The sequence below is a fragment of the Streptomyces sp. NPDC044061 genome, assembly GCF_056434305.1.
In genome coordinates this window covers 117965-136266 of record NZ_JBWKFL010000010.1, presented here as the reverse complement: position 1 = coordinate 136266, position 18302 = coordinate 117965, and the positions used below count along the sequence as shown (strand labels likewise).

Genomic DNA, 18302 nt, shown 5'->3' with positions numbered 1-18302 from the left:
CAGGCCACTACCATGCGAGGGGTGACAGCGGGAAGCAAGTCGGTTCTCGAACTGCTGCCGATGGTCTTCGCCGATCCGGGCGAGGCCCGGGCACGCGCGGATCAGGTACTGCACACCGATCCGTCGCCGCTGCACGCCAGCGTGGCGCATCAGGTGCTCGGCATCTGGCAGCGGGACTTCGGCGACCTGAGGATCGCGCTGCGGCACCTGCGCCGGGCCCGGGACCTCGCCGCGCGTGCCGAGTCGGCCGAGCGGGAGGCGGACGTGCTCGCCACACTGGGGGTCGCACTGGTGCACGCGGGGCGCACGCGCCAGGGGCTCGCGTCGTTCGAGCGGGGTGTCGCCCGGGGCAGCGGACACACCAGGGCACGAGTGCTGTACCGGCGGGCCTATGTGTGGTGGGTGCTGGGTCATCACCGGGAGGCGCTGGAGGACGTACGGCGGGCGCTTCCCGTGCTGCGGCAGGTCGGCGACGACATCTGGACCGCGCGGGCGCTGACCCTGCGGGCCACCGTGCATCTGGCCCTGGGCGCGGTGGACCGGGCGGTCGCGGACTTCACGGCGGCGGAGCGGTTGTGGGAGACCACCGGCCAGGAGCACGACAAGGCGGACGCGGTGGAGAGCCGGGGTCTCGCCGCGTTCCGCTCCGGGGACATCCCGGCGGCGCTGCGGCTGCTGGACGAGGCCGAGGAGCGGTACGGCAAGCTCGGCACGCCCACCTTCATGCTGTCCATCCGGCGCTGCGAGGTGCTGATGGCGGCGGGTCTCGCCCCCGAGGCGCTCGCGGAGGCGGACACGGCGATCGTGCTGCTGGACCGGATCGGCGGGCAGTCCACCCGCAAGGCGGAGCTGCTGCTCGCCGCCGCGCGGGCCGCCCGCTCGGCCGGGCAGCCGGAGACCGCGATCGCCCGTGCCGCCGACGCCGTACGGCTGTTCGCGGGGCAGCGGCGGACCTGGTGGGCGACGCATGCCCGGCTGGTACTCATCGAGGCCCGGGCGGCGGCCGGAAGCGGATCCGGGCGGCTGGTCGCGGACGCGGCGGCGGCCGCCGAGCGGCTGACCTCCTTCGGCTCCCCCGCGGCGCCCGAGGCCTCGCTGCTGGCCGGCCGCATCGCGCTCGCGCTGGGCCGCACGGCGGACGCGGAGCGGCACCTGGCGGTGGCCGCGCGCAGCCGGCACGCCGGTCCGCCGCCGGCCCGTATGACGGGCTGGGCCGCGCAGGCCCTGCGGGCGCGGGCGGCCGGTTCCGGGCGCGGAGTGCTGGAGGCCTGCCGGCGCGGCCTGGACGTCCTCGACGACCACCGGATGACGCTCGGTGCCTCCGAGCTGCGGGCCCGCGCGACCGCGCAGGGCGCCGAACTGGCCGCGCTGGCCCAGGAGGTGAGCCTCGCGTACGGCGGCCCGCGGCGGCTGCTGGAGTGGAGCGAGCGCTGGCGGGCGACGGTGCTGTCCGCGCCGCCCGCCCGGCCGCCCGCCGATCCGGCGCTGCTCGGCAACCTCACCGCCTACCGGGAGATTGCGGCCCGCGCGGAGGAAGCCCGCAGGGAGGGCCGCCCGGTGCCCGCCCTGGAGCGCGAACAGCGGCGTCTGGAGCGGGAGATCCGCTCACGCACCCACCACATGCGCGGCGACGTACCCGGGGACGGCGACCGCTTCGACGCGGGCCGCCTGCTGGACCGGCTCGGTCGGGACCGCCTGGTCGAACTCGCCGTCGTGGACGGCCGGGTACACATCCTGCTCTGCGGTCAGGGACGGGTACGGCGGTTCGCCGGCGGGTCGCTCGCCGAGGCGGTGGCGGAGGCCGAGCACGTGCAGGCCGGACTGCGGCGGCTCGCGCACCCCGGGGGCGAGGCGCGGCTGCCGCTGGTGGAGGCGGCGGGCCGGCGCCTGCAGGAGCTGCTGCTGGGCGGCGCCGTACCGCACCTGGGGTCCGGGCCGGTGGTGATCGTGCCGCCGGGCGCGCTGCACCGGGTGCCATGGGCGCTCCTCCCCGCGTTGAGGGAGCGGGTGCTCAGCGTGTCGCCGTCGGCGGGCAGCTGGCTGCGGGCCCGGGAGACCGAGCCGCCGGCCGGCGGCCGGCACGTCCTGGTGCGCGGCCCCGGCCTGGCCACGGGCGGTGCGGAGGTGCCCGAACTGGCCGGCCGCCACGGCACGGCTACGGTCCTGGAGGGCGAGGCGGCACAGGTCCCGCAGGTGCTGGAGGACCTCGACGGCGCGGCCCTCGCACACCTGGCCGCGCACGGCACGTTCCGCGCCGACAGCCCGCTGTTCTCGGCCCTCCGGATGGCCGACGGCCCGCTGATCGTGCACGACTTCGAGCGCCTCGCCCGTAGCCCGTACCGGATCATCCTCTCCAGCTGCGACACCGCCCGCCTCGCCTCGGTCGGCGCCGACGAACTCCTGGGCCTGGTGACGGCGTTGCTGCCGCTCGGCACGGCCGGCGTCGTGGCGAGCAGCGCACCCGTCAACGACGCCGCCGTGGTGCCGCTGATGCTCGCCCTCCACAAGGGTCTCGACGCCGGCCTCTCCCTCGCCGAGGCCCTCCGCGACGCCCGCGCCGCCCAGCCCGGCGACCCGGTCCACCAGGCGACGGGCTGGGCGTTCGCGGCGTTCGGGGCGGCGTGACGGGGTGCCCTCGCGGCGGACGTTGCGTGACACGGGGGTGCGGGGAACTGCGCGGCAGGCCACGAAGGTGCCACGGTCGGCCGCCCGCTCCGCGAACGGTGCATCGCTCAAGCGGGTTCAGCCGCCGGCAGATCCGTCAGCCACGGCAGGGCCCCGCGGTCGCTCGCCCCGAGCCGCGTGTACGCGCTGTACAGATGGTTGCCGACGGTCCGCACGGACAACGTCAGCTTCTCGGCGATCTCCCGATTGCTGAGCCCGGCGGCCGCGAGAGCGACGATCTGACGTTGCCGCGCGGTGAGTTCGCCCAGCGCGAGCCCGGTCAGGGCAGGCGTTCGCGCACCCGGGCAGCGGCGGGCCAGCGCGACCGCGCGGGTGCGGGAGAGCCGGGCGGCGCGCGGGTCGCGGTGGGCGCGTACGGCCTGTGCGTGTGCCTCGGCCGCGAACAGCAGGAAGCCGCGCTCCTCCAGCGCCTCGGCCGCCCGGTCCAGGGCGGCGCCGTCACCCCGGGCGAGCGCCTCGGCGTGCCGGGCGAACACCCCGCCGGCCGGCAGCCGCCCGGCGGCCCGCTCGGGCGCACCCCGGCGTACGGCGTCGTAGCACGCGAACACGTCGTCCCCGGTGGTCCGGGCCGGGGCCCCCTCGAGGTCACCGACCGTTCCCGACGCCTCCCCCGACTGCACGGCCACTAAGTCGAGTTCCGTACGGCAGCCGGCGTCGTCCGGCATCGCCCGCAGCCCTTCCCGCGCCCACGCCGCCGCTTCCCGCAGCTCTCCGCGCAGCCGGGCGTACCGGGCTCGTACGACCGCGTACCCGGCGGGGACGAACAGCCCCTCGGACAGCAGCCAGTCTCCCACCGGCGTCGGCACGCCCCGTACGTCGTGCCGCCGCAACCCGCGCTCCAGCGAAGCCTGTTCGGCCCGCAGGGGCGGCCCGCACCGGTCCGGTGTGCGGGCCAGCCGCCGGGCTCGCAGCCGGCCGGCGGTGGCGCGCAGGGCCGGCCCGTGCAGCGGGTGGGCGAGGGCGACGGAGCCGAGGTCGTCGACGCGGATCAGGCCGTCCGCCTCCAGGCGTTCCAGGACGTCCAGGTCGAGGTCGTCCAGGGCGAGCGGCAGGGGCTCGGCGAAGGCGAGACGGTCGAGTGTCTCGCGCTCCTCGGCGTCGGACCGGTCCAGCGCGGGGGCGAGGCGGTCACGGACGGTCGCCGTGACCGGCAGCGGGCCGCGCCACGCCCACTCGTCGCACTCCGGGACGCGGATGAGCCCGCCGGACCGGCGCAATGCCCCCAGGAGGTCGCGCAGCAGCCGCAGATCGCCCCGGCACATCCGGTGCAGCCGGCCCATGGTGAGCGGCTCCAGGCCGGCCACGGCGAGCAGCTGGGCGGTGTTCTCGTGGGGCAGCGGCTCCAGCGCCAGGCGCGGCAGCAGCTCTCCCGACCACAGCCGGGACACCGCGCCCGGCACGGGCACGCCGTCCGTCACGGTCACGGCCAGGCGGGTGCGTCCGTGCACGGCGAGCTGGTGGACGAGCGCGGCGGAGGCCTCGTCGAGCAGGTGGGCGTCGTCGACGACGAGGAGTCGTACACCCGACAGGAGCTGTACCGCGCGGTGCAGTGAGACGGTGTCGGGCAGCAGGTGGGCGAAGGCCGCGAAGGGCAGTCCGCAGGTCTCGGGCGTTCCGGTCACCCGGGCGCAGTCCATGCCCCGGACCGCCTCGGTGATCAGCCGGGTCTTGCCGCGGCCCGCCGGTCCGGTCACCACGACGCCGGGACGTCCGGCTGCCAACGACCTGCGCACCAGCTCCAGTTCGTCGTCCCGGCCGCTGAACGGCCAGGGCAGCTCCAGCGTCTTCGCGTCCTGTTCGTAAGTCGTCACGACAAATGGAGCACGCCTACTCAGGTTTGATACAGGGCGACTTGAGTAGCCCCCAACTCAGGTGTTCCGGCTCCCGGGACGGCACTCTGACGGTCCAGGCCACAGTCGGGCAACCGGGGGAGCGGTCGAGGGGACGTAGCCTTCGGGGGAGGGAGACGTCCCCTCGACCACGCCGCGACACGGATGCGCCGCCCCCCGTTTCACGCCCTGCGGTGCCACTCCTCGGCGAGCAGCTCGTAGGAGCGGACCCGGGCGGCGTGGTCGTGGGTGATCGTCGTGATCAGCAACTCGTCGGCGCCTGTGGCCTCCTGGAGTTGTTCGAGCCGGTCGGCGACCTTCCCGGGTGAGCCCACGAACCGGGTGTCGAGGCGGTCCTGGACGAGGGCCCGGTCCTCCTCCGACCAGGCGTGCGCCCGGGCCTCGTCCGGGGTCGGGTACTCGATGGCGCCCTCGGCGTTGCGGATGCTGCGCACCCACAGGCCGTAGCCGGAGGCGAGCTCCCGGGCCGTCGCGTCGTCGTCGGCGACCACGACGTCCGCCGAGACACTGACGTGGGGCTTGTCGAGGGCGTCGGACGGCTTGAAGAAGGACCGGTAGCCGTCCACCGCCTCCAGGACGGTCCCCGGACTGACGTGGTAGTTCGCCGCGAACCGCAGGCCGCGCGCGCCCGCGACCTGTGCGCTCTGTCCACCGCTGCTGCCGAGGATCCACACCTCGACGTCGGCGCCCTCGCCGGGCACGACATGCGCCTCGATGCCCTCCGCGGAGCGGAAGTCGCCGGCCAGCAGGGCGAGGATGTCGTCGATCTGCTCGGAGTAGTCCTGGGACTCGGCGCCCGGCAGCAGGAGCAGACGGCGCTGCAGGGCGATGCGGGGCGAGCCCAGGAGGTGTTCGAAGGAGAAGCGCGGCGGGACGAGCAGGCCGTTCGGGGCACGCCCGTCGACCACCGGGGTGGCCCCTGGCGGCGCGGGCGCCTTCCCCGCCGGCGGGCGGCCGCCGGAGCGCCCGAGGCCGAGGTCGAAGCGGCCGGGGTACAGCGCGTCGAGGAGGCCGAACTCCTCGACCGTGTTGAGCGCGGTGCGGTGCCCGAGCTGGACGGCGCCGGAGCCGAGCCGGATGGTGGAGGTGGCGTCGGCCGTCAGCGCGAGCACCACCGCCGGGGACGTCCCCGCGACGCCCGGGTTGAGGTGGTGCTCGGCGAACCAGTAGCGGGTGTAGCCGAAGCGCTCGGCCTGCCGGGCCAGGTCGACGGAGTTGCGCAGGGCCTGGCCGGCGGTGGACCCGGACGAGATCGGGACCAGGTCGAGGACGCCGAGGGGAATGCCGGAGGACAAGGTCGGGCTCCTCAGTGGTCGGCGGGCAGGGTTTCGGGCAGCACCGGGGCCCAGTCGAACGGCGGGTCCGGGATGTCCTTGCGCAGCACGGGCGCGACCTCGCCCTGGAACCGCTCCAGGGAGTCGCGGTGCTGGGTGTCGGTCAGTCCGCTCGCGTCAGCGTGCAGATGCAGCACCGTGTGCCCGAACTGCTCGTGATAGCGGTGGACCTTGTCGATGACCTGCTGGGGGCTGCCGATCAGCGCCGAGCTGCGCTCCACGAAGTCCTCCAGCGTCTCGAAGACCACGGGCAGGCCCGTCCTCCTCTGGAACGCCAGATTGCTCTCGAACACCGGGCGGTAGACGTCCAGCGCCTCCTGCGAGGTACGGGCCACGTACAGTCCGGCCGAGCCCGCGCCGACCGCGATGTCCGCCGGGTCGTGGCCGTAGTGCTCCCAGCGCTCCCGGTAGTGACGGATCAGCTCGGCGTACGGCTCGATCGGGTTGGTGACGTTCGCGGAGAACAGCGGGTCGCCGTAGCGGGCGGCGAGGTCCACGCTCTCCTTGCTGGTCGCGCTGCCGTGCCAGACCCGGGCGGGCCGCTGGTACGGCCGCGGCCAGACCTCGGCGTCCTTCAGGGGCGGGCGGAAGCGGGTCTCGGCGGTGACCTTGTCCTGCCGCCAGATCTGCCGGAACACCTCGTAGCTCTCGGCGTTGCGGTCCCACTGGTCCTCGGGCGTGACGTGGAACAGCTCGCGCTGTGCGGTGCCGTTGCCCTTGCCGATGATCAGGTCCAGCCGCCCGCCGGACAGGTGGTCCAGGGTCGCGTAGTCCTCGTAGGCGCGGACCGGGTCCAGCAGGCTCAGCGTGGTGACGGCGGTGAAGAGCCGGATGCGTCTGGTGAGCGCGGCGATGTGGCTGAGCACCACCGTCGGCGAGGAGGAGATGAACGGCCGCTCGTGCCGCTCCCCCACGCCGAATCCGTCGAAGCCCAGTTCCTCGGCGAGCACCGCGTTGTCGAGCACCTCGCGGAAGCGGTCGTGGGTCGGCTTCCGTATGCCCGTGACCGGGTCCGGGCGGTGCACGATGAGGGTGATGGCGAGGAACTTCACGACGCGGCCCGCTCGGCAGTGGCACCGGCGTCGGGGTGGGCGAGGCCCAGATGGTCGCGCAGGGTGGTGCCCTCGTACTCGGTGCGGAACACGCCCTGTTCCTGGAGCAGTGGGACGACCCTGTCGGCGAAGACGTCCAGCCCGCCGGGGGTGATGTGCGGGACCAGGATGAAGCCGTCGGACGCGTCCGCCTGCACATAGTCGTTGATGGTCTGTGCGACGGTGGCCGGGGAGCCGACAAAGGTCTGCCGGTTGCCGGTGTTGATCACCAGGTCGCGGATGGACCACTTGTTCGCCTCGGCGAGCTGCCGCCACTCGCGGGCGGTGGCGATCGGGTCGCGGTACATCCTGACCTGGGCGCGGCCCCGGGAGATGTGCTCCTCGGCGACCAGCGGGTCGACGTCGGGCAGCGGACCCTCCGGGTCGTACCCCGACAGGTCGCGGTTCCAGACGAACTCCAGGTGCTTGAGGGCCGTCGCACCACTGACCTGCTGCCGGCGCACCTCGCGCGCCCGTTCGGCGGCCTCCTGGTCGGTGTCGCCGAGGACGAAGGTCGCGGCGGGCAGGATGAGCAGCTGGTCGAGCCTGCGGCCGTACTTGGCGAGGCGCCCCTTGACGTCGGTGTAGAAGGCCTGGCCCTCCGTGAGGGTGGCGTACCTGCTGAAGATCGCGTCCGCACTCGAGGCGGCGAACTCGCGGCCCTCGTCGGAGTCGCCGGCCTGGAAGATCACCGGGCGGCCCTGCGGGGAGCGCGGGACGTTGAAGCGGCCGTGGATGTCGAAGTGCTGCCCCTGGTGCACGAAGGCGCCGGCCTTGGCGTCGCTGAGGAAGGTGCCGGCGGTCTGGTCGGCGAGTATCTCGTCGCCCCGCCAAGAGTCGAAGAGCTCGTTCGCGGTGGCGAGGAACTCCTTGGCGCGGGAGTAGCGGTCTGGCTGCGGCAGGAAGCCGCCGCGGCGGAAGTTCTCGCCGGTGAAGGCGTCCCAGGAGGTGACCACGTTCCAGGCGGAGCGGCCGCCGGAGAGGTGGTCGAGGCTGGCGAACTGGCGGGCCACCTCATAGGGCTCGTTGAAGGTGGAGTTGATGGTGCCGGTCAGTCCCAGCCGGTCGGTGACGGCGGCGAGCGCGGCCAGCACGGTGAAGGTGTCGGGGCGGCCGACGACGTCCAGGTCGTAGATCTTTCCGCCCTGTTCGCGCAGCCTCAGTCCCTCGGCGAGGAACAGGAAGTCGAATTTGGCGCGTTCGGCGGTGCGGGCGAAGTGCGCGAAGGAGCTGAACTCGATGTGGCTCCCGGCGGCCGGGTCGCTCCACACGGTGGTGTTGTTGACGCCGGGGAAGTGGGCGGCCAGGTGGATCTGCTTCAGCGGCTTGCTCATGGTGGTGCGTCCCTCCGGCTCAGGCGGTGGCTGCGGCATGGCGGTTGGCGGGGCGGGCGAGCCCGAGGAGGCCACGCAGGGTGTCGGCCTCGTAGGCGTGCCGGAACAGGCCCCGGCGCCGCAGTTCGGGCACGAGGCCCTGGGTGATCCGCGGCAGGTCGTGGCCGAGCACGGCGGGCCGCAGCCGGAAGCCGGTCAGGCCGCCCGCCCGCAACTCCTCCAGCAGGTCGCCGAGTTGCGCGGGCGTACCGGCGAAGATCCGGGCGTCGCTGGTGTACGGCTCCCCCGCGAGGGCGTCCAGGCGCTCACGGCGGGCCTCGGCCGCGGCCCGGTCGTCGTCGAGGAACACGACCAGGTCGCCGAAGACGTGCAGGGTCTGGTCGGCGCGGCCGGCCACGGCCTGTTCGGCGCGTACCTCGGTGACGATCGCGCGGGCCTGGTCGGCGTCGTGCGGGGTGACGTAGCCGATGTCGGCCTGGCGGGCGAGCAGCCGGTAGGGAATGGTGTCGTGGGCCAGGGCGGTGACGACCGGCTGCCCCTGGGGCGGACGGGGCGTGATCGAGGGGCCCTTGACACTGAAGTGGCGGCCCGCGAAGTCGATGTAGTGCAGCTTGTCGCGGTCGACGAAGCGTCCGGTGGCGGCGTCCCGGATCTCGGCGTCGTCCTCCCAGCTGTCCCAGAGCCGGCGTACGACCTCCACGTAGTCGGCGGCCTCGTCGAACAGGTCGGTGACCAACTCCTGGGCAGCCGCGCTGTCGTAGGCGTCGATCAGCGGGACGGTACGGCGGCCGAAGTGCGCGGCTTCGTTCGGCCTGGCGGTGATCTGCACACGCAGTCCGGCGCGGCCGGTGCTCACGTAGTCGAGGGTGGCGATGGCCTTGGAGCTGTGGAACGGCTCGGTGTGCGTGGCCACGACCGTCGGCACCACGCCTATGTGCCGGGTCAGCGGAGCGACGCGGGAGGCGATGAGCACGGCGTCGAGGCGGCCGCGTACCTGGTCGGTACGGTCGTCCGGCTCGAGGAAGCGGGAGGACTGCGGGCCGAGACCGTCCTCGATGGTGACGAAGTCGAGCAGGCCGCGCTCGGCCTCGGCGACCAGATCGGCCCAGTAGCCGGCGGTGAGCAGGTCATGGGGCCGGGCCACCGGCTCGCGCCAGGAGGCCGGGTGCCAGCCGGTGCCGTCCAGGGCGACGGCAAGGTGCAGGGGAGAAGGAGGAGTTGAGGACACGTGGGTGCCTTCCTTGATGTCCGTGAGAGAACACCGGCTCGCGGAAGAGGGCGTCGGCGGCGGGCGAGCGCGGCGGGATGAGGGCCCGGGCCCGAAGCGTGAGGCCGGGAGAACGTCAGTGACGACAGAGCGCGCCGGCGACGCGCTGGAGGTCTATGTGCGGCCGGGAGTGCAGGCGGACGGAGCGGTACGGGTGCGGGACGCACGGCGGGAGTACACGTGTCACGGCCGTCACCTCCGTCCGTCGGGCGCGGCGGGTCTGGTCGGCGTCCGCCTGGCGGATCTCGTCATGACTCACAACGCCCGGGTGACGCGGGTTGTTCCCGGGCCGCGGGATGTTTCCGGGCTGCGGGATGTTTCCGGGCTGCGGACCCGCAGGATGTGCGTGCGGCGGCGCAGGGTGAAACCGATCGACTCGTACAGCCGGATCGCCGGCGCGTTGTCGGCGGCGGCGTGCAGGAACGGGGTGTCCCCGCGTTCCCCGATGCCCGCCGCGACCGCGCGCACCAGCCGGGTGGCCAGCCCCCTGCCGCGGTGATCGGGGTCGGTGCAGACGGCGCTGATCTCGGTCCAGCCGGGCAGCCGCAGCCGCTCTCCCGCGAGGGCGATCAGCCGGCCCTCGTGCCGGATTCCGAGGTAGGTACCCATCTCGACGGTCCGCCTGAGGAACGGGCCGGGCCGGGTGCGGGCGACCAGGTCGAGGATCTCGGGCACGTCGGCGGTACCCAGCCGTACCGCCTCCGGGGCGGGCTCGGCGCGCAGGGCCGTGTCGACGAGCTGAACGCCCTCTCCCCCGCTGACGACCTGCCAGCCGTCGGGCGCACGGTCAACGGGCTTGATCCGTACGGTGGTTCCCGGTCCGACGAGGGCGTGCAGGTCGGCCCAGGCGGCCGGATCGTCCGGGTTCTCGAGCGCGGCGTGGGCGTAGATGCCGGGCTGGTAGCGGGCGGCGCGGCCGTGGCTCCCCCGGCCTTCGGCCGGGGGGACCCCCATCTCGCTTCGCTCGGCGAGGTGGGCGTGGGGGCCGTCCAGGGCGGCCCAGACGGCGTTGTCGAGGACGGGGGCATCGGGCAGCGAGGGGGCTCCGCCTCCGCGGGTGTCGGTCTGGTGGGCCACGGCGGCGGAGTCCTCTCCCGAGTCGGCTTGCATGGATTCACACGGAGCCGACGACTGGTCAGGAGTTGTCCAGCGGCAGCCCGGGCGGGTTGACCTCGGCTTTGTCGACGGCCTCGTTGGCGAGGTTGTAGGCGGCCAGCCACTTGGCGTACTGCCCCTTCTTGATGAGGTGGTTGACGGCGTCGGCGAGCGGCTTGGCGAGTCCGTTGTCCTTCTTGGTGGTCGCCGCGATCAGGCCCTGCAGAGTGGCGCCGGCGCCGGAGAAGGTGCCCGCGCTGCGGGTCGGGTCGGGCGACTTGGCGGACTGCTTCTCGTGGTAGGCGAGGCCGGGGTTGGCACCGAAGTACGCGTCGATCTTGCCGCCGGTCAGGGCCAGGTAGGTGGCGTTCTTACTGGCGAAGTTCTTGACGGTGAGGTTCTTGCCCTCCTTCTTCAGCTTCGCCTGCCACTCCAGCAGGATCTTCTCCTGGTTGGTGCCGTTGTCCACGGCGACCGTCCTGCCCGCGAGGCTCCTGTAGTCGCCGTCGAAGTTCCAGGTGCTCTTCTTCAGCACCTCGAAGCCGAGGTTGTCCTTGCGGTAGGAGGCGAAGTCGTACTTCTTCTTGCGCTCCTCGGTGTCCGTGATGTTGGAGAAGCCGACGTCGACCTTGCCGCTGTCGATGCCGACGAACATGTTCTCCCAGGTGAAATTCTTCACCTCCGGCCGCAGGCCCAGGACCGCGGCGACCAGGCGGCCGAAGTCGGGCTCGGCGCCGGTGAGGGTCTTCTGGTCGGAGCCGACGAAGGCCAGCGGCGGGAAACCGTCCGGCAGGGCGCCGATGGCGATCCGCAGCTTGCCGCTCCTGCGGACGGACGTGGGCAGTTCGGCGCTGATCGACTTCACCTCGGAGACCTTGAGTCCGGTCTCGGTGGCCGCGCCGTTGGACACCTGCCCCACGGTCACCGTGCCGGCGGCGTCGGTCTTGGTCGCGGCGTCGCTGTCACCACCGCAGGCGGCGAGCCCGGTGGCGAGGGTGGCGACCGCGGTCGCCGCGGTGATGCCGCGTATCAGGCTGCGTCGGGAAAGGTGGCTGGGCATGGCTGTCCTTGTCGTTCAGAAGGTGATGAGGGTGGCGTGGGGAGGGAAGTCGTGGCGGCCCGGTCGCGGTCACTCCGACCGGCTCGGTCCGGCTCGGTCCGGCTCAGAGGACCTTGCTCAGGAAGTCCCGGGTCCGCTCGTGCCGTGGCTTGTCCAGCACCTGGGCCGGCGGGCCCTGTTCGACGATCTTTCCGCCGTCGATGAAGACGATCCGGTCGGCGACCTCACGGGCGAAGCCGATCTCGTGGGTGACGATGACGAGGGTGGTGCCGCTGGTCGCCAGGTCCTTGATGACGGAGAGGACCTCGCCGACCAGTTCGGGGTCGAGCGCGGAGGTCGGCTCGTCGAAGAGGATGATGCCGGGCCGCAGTGCGAGGGCGCGGGCGATGGCAACGCGCTGCTGCTGGCCGCCGGACAGCTGCCTCGGGTAGGCGCCGGTACGGTCGCCGAGGCCGACCCGGGTGAGCAGTTCGCGGGCCAGCTCCTGGGCCTCGGGCCTGGCCAGCCTGCCCGTGGCGACGGGGGCGGCGGCGACGTTGTCGAGGACGGTCAGGTGCGGGAAGAGGTTGAAGTTCTGGAAGACGAAGCCGATCCGGCTGCGCTGGGCGAGGATGGCCCGCTCGCTCAGCTCCTTCAGCCGGTCCCCGTTCCGCTTCACGCCGATCAGCTCGCCGCCGACGCTGACATGGCCGACCTCGGGCTTCTCCAGGTGGTTGATGACCCGCAGCAGTGTGGACTTGCCGGAGCCGGAGGGCCCGATGACGACGGTGACCTCGCCGGGGCGGACGGTCAGGTCGATGCCGTCCAGGACACGATGGGTGCCGTACCACTTGTGGACGTCGTGCACCTCAAGGGCGGCAGGCGTCGAGCGAAGGGTGTCGGTGGTGGTCATACGGCGGCCTCCCGCAGCCGGGCCCGGAACTCGGCGAGGCCCGCCCGTGCCCGCTGCAGCGGTGTCGGCGGCAGACTGCGGGTGGCACCGCGGGCGAAGTACCGTTCCACGTAGAACTGGACGACTGACACCACGCTGGTCAGGATCAGGTACCAGACGGTGGCGACGAGCAGCAGCGGCACGATGTCGCCGGGGTAGGTGCTGCCCATGCTCTGCACCGAGCCGAACAGGTCGAGCAGGGAGACGTAGAACACCAGGGACGTGCTCTTGATCAGGCCGATGAGCTGGTTGACGTAGTTCGGTGTGATGGACCGCAGGGCCTGCGGGAAGACGATGCGGGTGAACTGGTAGCCCTTCGGCAGGCCGAGCGCGGCCGCCGCCTCGTGCTGGCCCTGGTCGACGGAGAGGATTCCGCCGCGCACGACTTCGGAGGCGTAGGCCGCCTCGTTGAGGCTCAGTCCGATGACGGCGACCGTCATGTCGGTGGCGAGCCGGGACTCGTCGAAGGTGACGAAGGCCGGTCCGAAGGGAATGCCGAGGCTCAGCGTCTTGTACAGGGCGCTGAAGTTGTAGAGGAAGATCAGGACGACGATCAGCGGGACGGAGCGGAACAGCCAGGTGTACGTCCAGCTCACCGCCCGCAGCACCGGGCTGCCGGAGAGGCGGCCGAGGGCCAGCAGGATGCCGCCGAGGAGGCCGAGCACCGCGCTGAACGCGGCGACTTCGAGGGTGACGGCGAGCCCGTCGAGGATGGTGGGGCGCAGGAACCAGTAGCGGAAGCGGTCCCACTGGTAGAAGGGGTTGGTGGCCAGTCCGTGCGCAATCTGCGCGACGAGCACGAGGACGACGGCGGTGACGATCCACCGGCCGGGCCGGCGCAGCGGTTGAACGCGTTGCGCTGCAAAGCTTTTTGACGGTGTTTCGACGGGGGGCGCCTCGGCGAGGGACACGGCGGCGCCTGGGGGTTCACTCATGGCGGGCTCCGGCGGAGTCGGACACCCCGGGATCGCGGCGAGCGGATGCGGGCCACCGCGGCACTACGGCACGGGGTGGCACACGGGAACGCACGGGAACCGGGGGCTGGGCGGACGGCGGCACACCGCGCCGGCGGTGTGCGTCAGGAACGCGGGGGCTGGAAGGGAGAGGTCAGCCCCGACAGCGGGCACGGCCCGATGCGGTACACAGTGCGCTGTTGACGCGGAGCAGATCGACGGCACGGTCGGCGACGAGGAGCCCGGCGTACGGCGCGACGCGGCTCTGGACACGGCTCGTCGCCGTCCTGAGAGCTGCGTACATGGCGTCACCTGTCACTGTTCCGGCCCCGCGGGGCCCTCGCGCTTACCGAAAACGTCGTCCGGTCCGGTCGTCACCTGGGGCACCCCACCGCGATGCGAGGGTTGCCGGTCAGCGAGCCAGGGCTTGGCGCTGACGCTCATGACCGTTCTGAGCCGTAAGTAAGGCAGTTGACCGTTCGAATGTCAACGGTTGTCCGGTGGGTGGACCTGCCCGGTGGGCTCTCACCTGCGACAAGTGCCGGGCGTCTCCGCCGCGTGGGCCGTCCAGTCCAGGATCTGGACCGCGGCTCCGGCCGCCTCGAGGCCCCGGCAGCGGCCGTGGTGGCGGCGGGCGATGCCGTCGAGGTCGAGGTGGGCGCCGAAGGCCGGGTGGGCGGCCAGACGGCGGGCGTGGGCCCACAGCGCCGGGTGGTCGGCGACGCGGTGCACGGCGGACGCGTCGAGGTGGTAGCGGTGCACGGTGTCCAACTGCACCAGAGCCACCCACAGTTCGATGTCGGCTGCGGTGAGCCGGCCGTCGACGACGTACTCCTCACCCTCCAGGTACCGCTCCAGCCGGCCCAGTGTGTCCAGCAGCGCGTCCAGGGCGGCGGCACGCTCGGCGGGGTCGGAGTCGGCCCGTCCGGCGCGCTGCGCGGCTTCCTGGATGCCCTCGGCGCAGAGCCGTTCGACGGCTTCGATCTGACTCTCCGTGCCGCACGGGTACAGGGAGGGTCGGCCGTCGCGCGGGAAGCGGTCCAGGTCTCGCAGGATGTCCGGCGTGTGGGTGCTGACGATGCGTCCGGACCAGTCGTCGCTGAGCACCGGCGCCAGGGCGGGTCCGCGGTAGTGGTGGGCGCTCGCCTCGTACAGCGGGCGCAGGGCCGAGTGGCCGCCGCCTGGACAGTCCGGCACGGCGGGCAGGAGGGTCACCGGACAACCGGCGTCGAGACCGAGGAGGCTGTGACCGATGGCGAGGCGCAGCCCGTCGGGACAGGCGGTGGACAGATGGAGGCGGTAGCGGTGCGGCACGGCGTAGTGGCCGCTGCGCGCGTCCTGGCCGATCCGGCCCCGGAAGAGGGGGCCCGTGCGGCGGGCGGTCGGGACGGCGGCGAGCGGAGTGATGGACATGAGTCTCCCCTGGTGCGGGCGCGCGGACGTACGCGCGGCGGAAGCGTTGGTCGGTGGAGTGGGGCGAGGCGGGGCCCGGCTCAGCGCTGAAGGCTGATCGCGCTGCAGACACGCAGCAGGTCGATGTGCAGGCGGGACGTGAGAAGGGGTGCGAGCAACGGCGTGCGGCCCTCTCGGCCGGCGACCGTCTCGAGGCGCACCATGTTTCCCTACCTGTTCACTAGGATTCCCTCACTGGAGTGTCGATCCGGTCTCGTACGGCGTCAAGGGGGCGTCCACGCCTGGGACTCCGGGCGGGTGACGCGGACGGTGCGGGGGTCTCCTCAGACACAGCGACATGTGACATAGTACTGCCGTGGCGAAGCGACTGACCTGCGATGTCGTGGTCGTCGGAGCCGGGATGGTGGGCGCGGCCTGTGCGCTGTACGCCGCTCGGACCGGCCTCGACGTGAGGGTGGTGGACCGGGGTTCGGTGGCCGGCGGCACGACGGGCGCCGGCGAGGGCAACCTGCTGGTCTCCGACAAGGAGCCGGGCCCCGAACTGGACCTCGCCCTGCTGTCGGTCCGCCTGTGGGCGGAGCTGGCCGGGGCACTGGGGGCGTCGGTGGAGTACGAACCCAAGGGCGGGGTGGTGGTCGCCTCGACGCCCCGCACCCTCGGCGCGCTGACGGACTTCGCCGAGGGCCAGCGCGCCGCCGGTGTCACGGCCGAGCCCGTCGGGGCGGACGAACTCCGCTCTCTCGAACCGCACTTGGCCCCCGGCATGGCGGGCGGCGTGCACTATCCGCAGGACGCGCAGGTCATGCCCGCACTGGCCGCCGCCCATCTGCTCCGCGCCTCCGGCGCCCGCCTGCACACGGGCCGGGCCGTGACCGGAGTGCTGCGCACCGCGGACGGCGGGGTGCTCGGCGTCCGCACCGGCCGGGGTGACATCCACGCGCCGGCGGTGGTGAACGCGACCGGCACCTGGGGCGGCGAGTTGGCCGCGCTGGCGGGCGTACGCCTCCCGGTCCTTCCGCGGCGCGGCTTCGTCCTGGTCACCGAGCCGCTGCCGCGCATGGTCCGGCACAAGGTGTACGCCGCGGACTACGTGGCCGACGTGGCGAGCGACTCGGCCACGCTGCGGACCTCGCCGGTCGTCGAGGGCACGGCCGCCGGCCCGGTCCTGATCGGGGCGAGTCGTGAACGGGTCGGTTTCGACCGCACGTTGTCACTGCGGGCGGTACGGGCGCTGGCGGCCGGGGCGATCGCGCTGTTCCCCTTCCTGGAGCGGGTGCGCGCCCTGCGGACGTACGCGGGATTCAGGCCCTATCTGCCCGACCACCTGCCGGCGATCGGCCCCGACCCGCGGGTCCCGGGGCTGTACCACGCCTGCGGGCACGAGGGCGCGGGCATCGGACTGGCCACCGGCACCGGCCAGTTGATCGCTCAGGCGCTGACCGGGAAGACGGCGGACCTGGATCTCACGCCGTTCCGCCCGGAGCGGTTCGAGGCGAACGGAGGGACCACGGGGTGAACCCACTGGAACTGACCCGGGCCAGACCGGGCGCCGCCTTCACCGTCACCTTCGACGGCAGGCCCCTGGAGGCACTGCCGGGCCAGACGGTCGCGGCCGTGCTGTGGGCGGCCGGGGTGACGTCCTGGCGCCGTACGCGCGGGGGCGGCCGGCCGCGCGGGGTGTTCTGCGGGATCGGGGTGTGCTTCGACTGCCTGGTCACGGTCAACGGCCGGGCCGACCAACGCGCTTGCCTGGTCCCGGCGCGACCGGGCGACGTGATCCGCACGCAGGAGGGGACGGGCCGGGACGATGACTGAACGACCGCGCCTCGCCGTCGTCGGGGCGGGCCCGGCGGGACTGGCCGCGGCACTGGCGGCGGCCGCGCGTGGCGTGCGCGTGACCCTCCTCGACGCGGCCGAGCAGGCGGGCGGGCAGTTCTACCGGCAGCCCGCCACCGCCCTCGGCGCACGACGGCCACAGGTCCTGCACCACCAGTGGCGCACCTGGGAACGGCTGAGGGACGGCCTCGACCGGCACATCGCCGCGGGACGGGTCGTCCACCTGACGGATCATCACGTCTGGTGCGTGGAGAGGGAGCCGGCCGGGGCCATCGCCGTGCACGCGCTGCAGGGCCCCCTGCAGGAGGACGGGGTCACCGTCCGCGCGGACGCGGTGCTCCTCGCCACCGGCGGCTACGAGCGGGTGCTGCCCTTCCCGGGCTGGACGCTGCCCGGTGTGGTCACCGCCGGTGGCGCCCAGGCCATGCTCAAGGGCGGCCTGGTGCTGCCGGGCCGAACGGCCGTGGTCGCCGGCACCGGCCCCCTGCTGCTGCCCGTGGCCACGGGGCTCGCGGCGGCGGGTGCGCGCGTGGCCGCGCTGGTGGAGTCCGCCGATCCGAAGGCCCTGCTGCGGCGGGCACCGGCGCTCGCCGCGCAGCCCGGGAAGCTCGCCGAAGGCGCCTGGTACGCGGGCCGGTTGCTGCGGCACGGTGTCCGCACCCTGACCCGGCACACCGTCGTGGCGGCGCACGGCACCGACCGGCTGGAGGCGGTCACCGTCGCCGCGCTCGGCCGGGACGGGCGGCTCACGCCCGGCGGTGCCCGCCGCATCCCTTGCGACACCCTCGCCGTGGGGCACGGCATGCTGCCGCACACCGACCTCGCCGAGACGCTCGGCTGCACGCTGTCCGGGACGGACGTCCGGGTCGACGGCGAGCAGCGCACCGATGTGCCGGGCGTCTGGGCGGCCGGCGAGACCACCGGGATCGGCGGCGCGGCCCTCGCGCTCGCCGAGGGGCACATCGCCGGCCGTTCGATCGCCGCGCGGCTGCACGGCACCGTGCCCGACCCGCGCCGGTGGGCCGCGGCCGCCCGGGTCCGCACCCGGCTGCGTGAGTTCTTCACGGCCCTCGACACGGTCCACGCGCCGCCGGCGGGCTGGGCCGACCGGATCACGGACGAGACGGTGGTGTGCCGCTGCGAGGAGGTCACCGCCGGGCAGGTCCGCACGTCCGTCGACGCCCTCGGGGCCGGGGACCCGCGCACCGTGAAGCTCCTCACCCGGGCCGGGATGGGCTGGTGCCAGGGGCGGATGTGCGGGCCGGCGGTGGCCGGGCTCGTCGGCTGCCCGCTCACGCCCGGACGCCGGCCGTTCGCCCGCCCGGTCCCGCTCGGCGTGCTGGCCGGCCTGCCGGACGACCAGCCGGACTGACCCGTACACACCCTTCCGGGGACTGCACATCCATCGAAGGAACCCAGTAATATGTCACACCCTATTGATTGGGGACCGCTC

General features: G+C 73.4%; 16 protein-coding genes and 1 riboswitch. Of the genes, 4 read left to right on the top strand and 12 right to left on the bottom strand.

The window, feature by feature from the left end:
- Positions 1-12: 12 nt before the first annotated feature.
- Positions 13-2625: a CHAT domain-containing protein gene (locus AC07CM_RS18225; protein ID WP_478877402.1), complete on the top strand. Its 2613-nt coding sequence runs from the start codon at positions 13-15 to the stop codon at positions 2623-2625.
- A 107-nt stretch (positions 2626-2732) separates the two neighbouring features.
- Here the strand turns inward: AC07CM_RS18225 and AC07CM_RS18220 are convergent, their stop codons facing one another.
- From AC07CM_RS18220 to AC07CM_RS18165, 12 genes are all read right to left on the bottom strand, one after another.
- Positions 2733-4496, bottom strand: a complete 1764-nt coding sequence (locus tag AC07CM_RS18220) for a LuxR family transcriptional regulator AbsR2 (protein WP_478877401.1) — start codon at positions 4494-4496, stop codon at positions 2733-2735.
- A 200-nt stretch (positions 4497-4696) separates the two neighbouring features.
- Positions 4697-5830, bottom strand: a complete 1134-nt coding sequence (locus AC07CM_RS18215) for an LLM class flavin-dependent oxidoreductase (protein WP_478877400.1) — start codon at positions 5828-5830, stop codon at positions 4697-4699.
- An 11-nt stretch (positions 5831-5841) separates the two neighbouring features.
- Complete coding sequence (locus tag AC07CM_RS18210; RefSeq protein ID WP_478877399.1) at positions 5842-6921, bottom strand: LLM class flavin-dependent oxidoreductase; 1080 nt, start codon at positions 6919-6921, stop codon at positions 5842-5844.
- The gene (locus tag AC07CM_RS18205; RefSeq protein ID WP_478877398.1) at positions 6918-8294 is read right to left on the bottom strand and encodes an NtaA/DmoA family FMN-dependent monooxygenase; all 1377 of its coding nucleotides are present in this window, start codon (positions 8292-8294) and stop codon (positions 6918-6920) included. The genes AC07CM_RS18210 and AC07CM_RS18205 overlap by 4 nt, the downstream gene beginning before the upstream one ends.
- Positions 8295-8313: 19 nt before the next feature.
- Positions 8314-9522, bottom strand: a complete 1209-nt coding sequence (locus AC07CM_RS18200; RefSeq protein WP_478877397.1) for an LLM class flavin-dependent oxidoreductase — start codon at positions 9520-9522, stop codon at positions 8314-8316.
- Positions 9523-9637: 115 nt separating this feature from the next.
- Positions 9638-9748, bottom strand: coding sequence for a putative leader peptide (locus AC07CM_RS18195; RefSeq protein ID WP_478877396.1), 111 nt, complete (start codon positions 9746-9748; stop codon positions 9638-9640).
- Between the two features lie 68 nt (positions 9749-9816).
- A complete protein-coding gene (locus tag AC07CM_RS18190) occupies positions 9817-10638 on the bottom strand; it encodes a GNAT family N-acetyltransferase (RefSeq protein ID WP_478877395.1) in 822 nt (273 codons plus the stop codon).
- Positions 10639-10696: 58 nt separating this feature from the next.
- On the bottom strand, positions 10697-11716 hold the full coding sequence (locus tag AC07CM_RS18185) for a transporter substrate-binding domain-containing protein (RefSeq protein ID WP_478877394.1): 1020 nt from the start codon (positions 11714-11716) through the stop codon (positions 10697-10699).
- A gap of 103 nt (positions 11717-11819) precedes the next feature.
- Complete coding sequence (locus AC07CM_RS18180) at positions 11820-12608, bottom strand: amino acid ABC transporter ATP-binding protein (RefSeq protein ID WP_478877393.1); 789 nt, start codon at positions 12606-12608, stop codon at positions 11820-11822.
- Complete coding sequence (locus tag AC07CM_RS18175) at positions 12605-13582, bottom strand: amino acid ABC transporter permease (protein WP_478877392.1); 978 nt, start codon at positions 13580-13582, stop codon at positions 12605-12607. The genes AC07CM_RS18180 and AC07CM_RS18175 overlap by 4 nt, the downstream gene beginning before the upstream one ends.
- A 355-nt stretch (positions 13583-13937) precedes the next feature.
- Positions 13938-14048, bottom strand: a riboswitch (SAM riboswitch).
- Between the two features lie 77 nt (positions 14049-14125).
- Positions 14126-15013, bottom strand: a complete 888-nt coding sequence (locus AC07CM_RS18170; protein ID WP_478877391.1) for a glutathione S-transferase C-terminal domain-containing protein — start codon at positions 15011-15013, stop codon at positions 14126-14128.
- A gap of 80 nt (positions 15014-15093) precedes the next feature.
- Positions 15094-15216 (bottom strand): putative leader peptide, encoded by a 123-nt coding sequence (locus AC07CM_RS18165; protein ID WP_478877390.1) that lies wholly within the window; start codon positions 15214-15216, stop codon positions 15094-15096.
- A 152-nt stretch (positions 15217-15368) separates the two neighbouring features.
- Here AC07CM_RS18165 and AC07CM_RS18160 point away from each other — a divergent pair, with 152 nt between their 5' ends.
- From AC07CM_RS18160 to AC07CM_RS18150, 3 genes are read left to right on the top strand one after another with little or no spacing between them, the layout of a single operon-like run.
- Complete coding sequence (locus AC07CM_RS18160) at positions 15369-16529, top strand: NAD(P)/FAD-dependent oxidoreductase (protein WP_478877389.1); 1161 nt, start codon at positions 15369-15371, stop codon at positions 16527-16529.
- The gene (locus AC07CM_RS18155; RefSeq protein ID WP_478877388.1) at positions 16526-16828 is read left to right on the top strand and encodes a (2Fe-2S)-binding protein; all 303 of its coding nucleotides are present in this window, start codon (positions 16526-16528) and stop codon (positions 16826-16828) included. The genes AC07CM_RS18160 and AC07CM_RS18155 overlap by 4 nt, the downstream gene beginning before the upstream one ends.
- Entirely contained in the window at positions 16821-18221 is a 1401-nt protein-coding gene (locus tag AC07CM_RS18150; RefSeq protein WP_478877387.1) for an FAD/NAD(P)-dependent oxidoreductase, read from the top strand. Before AC07CM_RS18155 ends, AC07CM_RS18150 begins: the two co-directional genes overlap by 8 nt.
- Positions 18222-18302: the final 81 nt, after the last annotated feature.

Excerpts from the sequence above, each read along its gene's own strand:
- AC07CM_RS18225 (WP_478877402.1), top strand. The coding sequence starts at position 13 with ATGCGAGGGGTGACAGCGGGAAGCAAGTCGGTTCTCGAACTGCTGCCG.
- AC07CM_RS18205 (WP_478877398.1), bottom strand. The coding sequence starts at position 8,294 with ATGAGCAAGCCGCTGAAGCAGATCCACCTGGCCGCCCACTTCCCCGGC.
- AC07CM_RS18185 (WP_478877394.1), bottom strand. The coding sequence starts at position 11,716 with ATGCCCAGCCACCTTTCCCGACGCAGCCTGATACGCGGCATCACCGCG.
- AC07CM_RS18180 (WP_478877393.1), bottom strand. The coding sequence starts at position 12,608 with ATGACCACCACCGACACCCTTCGCTCGACGCCTGCCGCCCTTGAGGTG.
- AC07CM_RS18175 (WP_478877392.1), bottom strand. The coding sequence starts at position 13,582 with ATGAGTGAACCCCCAGGCGCCGCCGTGTCCCTCGCCGAGGCGCCCCCC.
- AC07CM_RS18170 (WP_478877391.1), bottom strand. The coding sequence starts at position 15,013 with ATGTCCATCACTCCGCTCGCCGCCGTCCCGACCGCCCGCCGCACGGGC.
- AC07CM_RS18165 (WP_478877390.1), bottom strand. The coding sequence starts at position 15,216 with ATGGTGCGCCTCGAGACGGTCGCCGGCCGAGAGGGCCGCACGCCGTTG.
- AC07CM_RS18150 (WP_478877387.1), top strand. The coding sequence starts at position 16,821 with ATGACTGAACGACCGCGCCTCGCCGTCGTCGGGGCGGGCCCGGCGGGA.